At 66.2% G+C, this 6,000-nt stretch carries 3 protein-coding genes and 1 tRNA gene; 3 read left to right on the top strand and 1 reads right to left on the bottom strand.

Annotated elements, in window-relative coordinates; translation table 11 throughout:
* Window positions 1-116 precede the first annotated feature (116 nt).
* On the bottom strand, window positions 117-1,421 hold the full coding sequence (locus E3O28_RS11680; protein ID WP_104100290.1) for a zinc-dependent metalloprotease: 1,305 nt from the start codon (window positions 1,419-1,421) through the stop codon (window positions 117-119).
* 190 nt (window positions 1,422-1,611) lie between these two features.
* Here E3O28_RS11680 and E3O28_RS11675 point away from each other — a divergent pair, with 190 nt between their 5' ends.
* The 3 genes from E3O28_RS11675 to E3O28_RS11665 all read left to right on the top strand — a co-directional run bounded on the left by E3O28_RS11675 (window position 1,612) and on the right by E3O28_RS11665 (window position 5,968).
* The gene (locus E3O28_RS11675; protein WP_134342931.1) at window positions 1,612-2,715 is read left to right on the top strand and encodes a S16 family serine protease; all 1,104 of its coding nucleotides are present in this window, start codon (window positions 1,612-1,614) and stop codon (window positions 2,713-2,715) included.
* A gap of 95 nt (window positions 2,716-2,810) precedes the next feature.
* Window positions 2,811-5,726 carry a UPF0182 family protein gene (locus E3O28_RS11670; RefSeq protein ID WP_174721900.1) on the top strand — a complete coding sequence of 972 codons (2,916 nt, stop codon included), beginning with the start codon at window positions 2,811-2,813 and terminating at the stop codon, window positions 5,724-5,726.
* A gap of 165 nt (window positions 5,727-5,891) precedes the next feature.
* Window positions 5,892-5,968, top strand: a tRNA-Met gene (locus tag E3O28_RS11665).
* The last annotated feature ends 32 nt before the right edge of the window (window positions 5,969-6,000 follow it).

The following is a 6,000-nucleotide window of genomic DNA, read 5'->3' as shown; positions in this document are numbered from 1 at the left end:
TCGCCCTGGCCATGCTCAGCCTCGGCGGCCACAAACCCGCACTCCCCGGCCGGGTTTAACCCACGGATGAAGCAGGAGAGCCAAAATCTCCGTCGAATTCGTCAGGGCCAGCCGGGCTACGCCTCGTGCGGCCGCTCGGTGTCGTCGTCGCGCAACAAGTCTTCCAGGGCCTGGTCCACCTCGTCGAGGACCGGCTCAACCCCGGCCGCCGAGCTGGTCAGGCGGGCCACGAGGGCCTGTGGGTCGTCGAGGTCCGCTGACGAGGGCAGAAGGTCCGGGTGGGCCCACAGCTCGTCGCGCTTCTCGTTGCCCACGGCATCCGTCACGGCCTGCCACAGGGCGGCGGCCTCGCGCAGGCGCCGGGGGCGCAGCTCGAGCCCGACCAGGGTGGCGAACGCCGACTCGGCGGGCCCACCGGATGCCCGGCGCCGCTTCACCGTCTCGGCGATCGCGTCCGCGCGGGGCAGCCGGCTCGTGGCCTCGAGGGTGACGACATCGACCCAGCCCTCGATCAGGGCGAGCATCGTTTCGAGCCGGGAGAGCGCGGCCAGCTGGGCCTCGCTCTTCGGCGGGATCAGCGAGCCGTCGACCATGGCGGCGCGCAATTCTTCCGGGTTGGCCGGGTCGAAGCCGTCGGCCAGCTGCTCGAGGCGGCTTGAGTCGATGTGGATGCCGCGGGCGAAGTCGGTGATCGAGCTGATCAGGTGCAGGCGCAGCCAGCGGGAGTGGCGGAAGAGGCGCGCGTGGGCGATTTCCCGCACCGCGAGGTAGATCTGCACCTGGTCGGCGGGAACGTCGAGGCCTTCCCCGAACGCGGCCACGTTCTGGGGGAGCAAAGCGGCCTGCTGGTCGCTGAGCAGAGGGATTCCAACGTCTCCACCGGAGACGACTTCACTGGATAGCTGACCCACGACCTGGCCGAGCTGCATGGCGAACAGGGTGCCGCCGATGCTGCGCATCACCTGGCCGGCACCGGCCATCATGCCTTTGAGCTCTTCCGGGGCCTGATCGGTGAGCACCCGGGTCAGGGAGTCGGAGATGCTGGTCGCGACGGGCTCGGCGAGCTGGGTCCACAGCGGCATGGTCGCGGAGACCCATTCCTTACGGGTCATCAGGCGCGGAGGGGTGGTGAGCTCGGCGACCGAGATCACCTCGTCCAGCCAGAGGGAGGCGATGTGGAATGCCTGATCGAGGGCGGCGCGTTCGGCCGAGGTCACGTCGAGCTGACTCTGGGCCGCGCGCTCCTGGCCCTGGTTGAGGGCGGCATCCCAATTGATGGATCCGTCGCCGCCGCCGCGCAGAGCACCCTGCAACTGATTCATCAGCGCGGAAATGCTCGCCGGGTCGCTGGGAAGCCCCGCCGCGCCGGCCAGCTGGCTCGGGTCGATGGACGACTTCCCACTCAGGATGTCGCGCAGCATGTCCCGAAACTCATCTTCGGGATTGTGACCCTCGTCGGGTCGGGAGTCGTCGTCGGCCACTTCAGGCACCTCTCAGTCGCGTCCTCCTACGCTAGCCGGAGATCCCCGGCGCGGACTGGGAAATGACCTACGCTGGTAAACCGGTGTCCGCCTGCCGCGAACAGCCAGCACATTCCCTGGAAGGAGACCGGTGGCCCTCTTCACCGATCACCCAGTACAGCCGCCCGACCGATCCGCGCGCGCCGTCGGGACAGGCTGGGTGGTGCTCGGGATCGCGATGGTCATCGGCCTCATCCTCGCCGTGACGCCGTCACCGTATGTGATCGAGAAGCCAGGACCGGTCTACAACACCATCGGCACGGCCGAACAGGACGGCAAGCAGGTGCCGCTCATCTCCATCTCCGGCGAACCCGTTTACCCGACCGAGGGCAGCCTCGACCTGCTGACCGTGTCGCTGCTGGGCAACCCCGACAACCGGCCGAGCTGGCTGACGGTCGCCGCAGCCTGGCTCGACCCGAACCAGGCCGTGATCCCGATCGAGTCGGCGTTCCCGCCCGACGTGAGCACGAAGCAGCGCGAGGAGCAGAGCCAGGCGCAGATGGTGAATTCGCAGCAGGATGCGATCGCCGCCGCTCTGACCAGCCTCGACTATGACTACCCGACGATCCTCTCGGTCGTCTCCCTGCCGGGCGACTCGCCCGCCGAGGGAGCCATCGAAGCCGGCGACGAGGTGGTCTCGGTGAACGGTGAAGACGTCGCCGACATCACGGCCCTGCGGGACGCGCTGACGCGAAACGGTGTCGACGACGCCGCCTCCATTGGAATCATCCGGGACGGCGCCAGCGAGACGGTGCAGGTCACCCCGGTTGAATCGGGCGACGCCGTCGTGGTGGGCATCAATGTGACGAGCGACTATGACTTCCCCTTCGACGTCACGATCGAACTCGACTCGGTCGGCGGGCCCAGCGCGGGCATGATGTTCGCCCTCGGCATCATCGACACGCTCACCTCCGGCTTTATTCAGGGCGGTGAGGATGTCGCGGGCACCGGCACGGTAAACCAGGCCGGCGAGGTGGGTCAGATCGGCGGTATCCGACAGAAGCTGATCGGTGCCGACCGAAGCGGCGCCGATTGGTTCCTCGCGCCCGCCGACAACTGCGACGAGGTCACCGGTCACGTGCCCGACGGGATGACGGTCTTTTCCGTGGACACCCTCGACGACGCGCTGGCCGCGCTGGACGCCATCCGCACCGGTTCGGACACCGACGCACTGGAGCAGTGCGCACTCGGCTAACCCCGGGCCGCTGCCCAGCGAATGTGCGGCTTTCGTTCGCGGCGGCTGTCTAGAATGGGCGATGACCGCCGATTTCGAGATCAAGAGGCCAATTCGTGACGTCACAACAAGCCCGAAGCGCTCCCGCGCCACAGCGCAGCCGTGCTCCCCTTGCCATTACGGCAGCGATTATCGCGGGGCTGGTGATCATCTTCTTCGTTTTCGCCGGGCTATATGCCGACGTTCTCTGGTTCGACCAGTTGGGCTTCCTAGCCGTGCTGACCACGCAGTGGTTCGCCGGTGCCGTGCTGTTTCTGATCGGGTTCGTAGCGATGGCGGTCCCCGTCTGGGCGAGCATCCAGATCGCTTACCGCTTGCGGCCGGTCTATGCGAAGCTCAACTCGCAGCTCGACCGCTACCAGCAGGTCATCGAGCCGCTGCGCCGCCTCGCCATGTACGGCATCCCGGCTCTGCTAGGTCTGTTCGCCGGCGTCGCCGCGGCTACCCGCTGGCAGGTCGTTCTGATGTGGCTGAACCGCACGGACACCGGCCGAGTTGATCCCCAGTTCAAACTGGACATCTCGTTCTATCTGTTCGATCTCCCCTTCCTGCACTCCGTGCTCGGCTTCGCGTCGGCCGTGGTGCTCATCTCGGCCCTCGTCGCCGCGGCTACGAGCTACCTGTATGGCTCGATCAGGGTGAGCGGGCGCGAGGTCATGGTTTCCAAGGCCGCCCGCATCCAGATTGCCAGCACGGCAGCCCTCTACCTGATGCTGCAGGCCGTGAGTATCTGGCTCGACCAGTACTCCACGCTGACCAACACCAACGACATCATCACCGGCGCCGGCTACACCGACGTGAACGCCACGATTCCGGGCCGCGCCATCCTGGCCGGAATCGCCGCCGTCGTCGCTATCCTGTTCCTCCTCACCGCCTTCATCGGCCGCTGGCGCCTGCCCATTGTCGGCACCGCGCTGTTGATCGTGAGCAGTCTCCTGCTCGGCTCGCTGTACCCGTGGGTCGTGCAGCGCTTCCAGGTGGTGCCGAGCGCCAAAACGCTCGAAGAACCCTATATTCAACGCAACATCGACCTCACCCGCGACGCCTACGACCTGGCGGATGTGGAAGAGATTCCGTACAACGCGATCACGACGGCCGCGCCCGGCGCCTTGCGCGCCGACGCTGAGACGACCGCTAACATTCGTATTCTCGACCCTGCTCTGGTCAGCGACGCGTTCTCCCAGCTCGAGCAGTTCAAGCAGTATTACCAATTTCCGCAAAACCTCGACGTCGACCGGTACCCGATTGACGGCAAGTCCCAGGACACAGTGGTCACCGTGCGCGACCTCAACCTGGCCGGTTTGAACGCCGGCAACACCTGGGTCAACTCGACCGTGGTCTACACGCACGGCTACGGCGTCGTGGCGGCCTACGGCAACCAGCGCTCGGCCGCCGGCCAGCCCGTGTTCCTCGAGTCCGGCATCCCGACCACCGGGTCGCTGCCCGAATACGAACCGCGGATTTACTTCGGCGAGACGTCGCCGCCGTACTCCATCGTGGGTGCGCCCAAGGACAGCAAGCCGGTCGAACTCGACTACCCGTCGGGCACGGATGGGGCGCAGCAGACCTACACGACATTCACGGGCGACGGTGGGCCGAAGCTCGACAACGCGTTCAACAAGCTGATCTACGCGCTCAAGTTCCAGTCGGAGCAGATCTTCCTGGCCAACGCCGTGAACGAGAAATCGCAGATCCTTTACGACCGTGACCCGGTCACCCGGGTGCAGAAGGTGGCTCCGTACCTGACCCTCGACTCCGACGCTTACCCGTCGATCGTCGACGGCAAGCTCAAGTGGATCGTCGATGGTTACACCACCTCGGCCGACTACCCGTACTCCACTTCCGTGGGCCTGAGCGACGCGATCGCCGACACGGAAACGCCCCCGCAGCCATTCGCGCTCGACAACATCAACTACATGCGCAACTCGGTCAAGGCCACGGTCGACGCCTACGACGGCGAGGTCACCCTCTACGCCTGGGACGACGAGGATCCGCTGCTCAAGACCTGGCAGAAGATCTTCCCGTCGACGATCAAGCCGATGTCCGAGATGAGCGGCGATCTGATGAGCCACGTTCGCTACCCGGCGGACATGTTCAAGGTGCAGCGCCGGGTTCTGGGTAAGTACCACGTCACCGACCCGGGTTCCTTTTACTCGGTCGACGACGCCTGGACGACGCCGAATGACCCGGTGTCGCCGTCGACGAACACGACCCTACAGCCGCCCTACTACCTGACCATGCAGGTTCCGGGCCAAGAGAAGCCATCCTTCTCGCTGTACACCACGTTCATCCCGGACGCGAGCGGCGCGACGAGCCGGAACGTTCTGACCGGCTACCTTGCGGTCGACGCGGATGCCGGTTCGACCGACGGGGTGCGGGCGGAAGGCTACGGGAAGCTCCGCCTGCTCAACCTGCCGGAGGACGTGACCGTGCCTGGCCCCGGCCAGGTGCAGGCCAAGTTCAACGCGGACCCGACCGTCTCACAACAGTTGAACCTGCTGAAGCAGGGCCAGTCGAAGGTGCTCAACGGAAACCTGCTCACCGTGCCTGTGGGTGGCGGCCTGCTCTACGTGCAGCCGGTTTACGTGCAGTCCACAGGCGAGACCAGCTACCCGCTGCTGCAGAAGGTGCTCGTCGCCTTCGGAGACCAGATCGCGTTCGAGGACACGCTGGACAAGGCGCTTGACGTGCTCTTCGGAGGCGACTCCGGCGCCAGCGCCGGAGACACCGATGTGCCGCCGTCCGAGACGCCCGTGGAGGGGGAGGCCCCTGCCGAGGGCGAAACCACCCCGTCGACGTCGACCGGTGACCCGGCGACGGATGCTCAACTGAAGTCGCTCCTCGCCGCGGCCAGGCTGGCCGTCACCGAGAAGCAGGCGGCCCTGACGACCGGTGACTTCACCGCCTATGGGGTAGCCGACAAGAAGCTGAACGATGCGATCGCCGAAATGCTGGTGCTGCTCGACCAGTAGCGAGTCGTTCGCCGCTTCATCCGCTGCGCGGGTGCTGCGCCGTTTCGCCGGGGGCACGCCTCCCGCGGAACGGCGCGGCATCCGCGTTCCGCGGGCCGGGACGGCCGGTTCCGCAGCCCGTGTGGTCGGACCGCGCCGGAGGCTGTGGTAAGTTTAACTTTGCAGCGCGGGGTGGAGCAGTTCGGTAGCTCGCTGGGCTCATAACCCAGAGGTCGTAGGTTCAAATCCTGCCCCCGCAACCAAGGGCGTTTCAGGCAATGCCAGCGTGATTTTC

The organism is Cryobacterium sp. TMT2-14 (assembly GCF_004402465.1).
GTDB lineage: Bacteria > Actinomycetota > Actinomycetes > Actinomycetales > Microbacteriaceae > Cryobacterium > Cryobacterium sandaracinum.
Note: the sequence above shows the minus strand (reverse complement) of the source record. Positions and strands in the feature narration are given on the sequence as shown.